At 49.6% G+C, this 566-nt stretch carries 1 rRNA gene; it reads right to left on the bottom strand.

Features of this window, described 5'->3' with window-relative positions:
* Positions 1-409, bottom strand: a 16S ribosomal RNA gene (locus EGI24_RS14620); the annotation flags it as partial.
* Between the last annotated feature and the right edge of the window lie 157 nt (positions 410-566).

Raw genomic sequence — 566 nt, 5'->3', positions numbered from 1 at the left:
ATCCAGAGGACCGTCTTCCTGCACGCGGCATGGCTGGGTCAGAGTTGCCTCCATTGCCCAATAGTCCCTACTGCTGCCTCCCGTAGGAGTCTGGCCCGTATCTCAGTGCCAGTGTGGGGGATACTCCTCTCAGAGCCCCTAAGGATCGTAGCCTTGGTAAGCCGTTACCTTACCAACTAGCTAATCCTACGCATGCCCATCTACATCCTATAAATATTTCAACTAAGCACGATGCCGTGTCTAGTATTATGCGGTGTTAATCCCAGTTTCCTAGGGCTATCCCCCTGATGTAGGTAGGTTGCATACGCGTTACGCACCCGTTCGCCGGTGACATTGCTGCCCCCTCGACTTGCATGTATTAAGCCTGCCGCTAGCGTTCATCCTGAGCCAGGATCAAACTCTCCATAGTAATTTCTTACATCGAAAGATCTCCCAACTTTATGTTTCGTCTCTATCTCCAATAAGTTAATGAACTTTATCCCACTTCATCGTGAGCTCGTCACTGTTTCCAGCCTCTCTATTTCTCCCTTCCGTCTTAATCGGGGTGCAAAGGTAAGAACCTTTTT

This window comes from Lacihabitans sp. CS3-21, assembly GCF_024343675.1.
Taxonomy (GTDB): Bacteria; Bacteroidota; Bacteroidia; order Cytophagales; family Spirosomataceae; genus Leadbetterella.
Note: the sequence above shows the minus strand (reverse complement) of the source record. Positions and strands in the feature narration are given on the sequence as shown.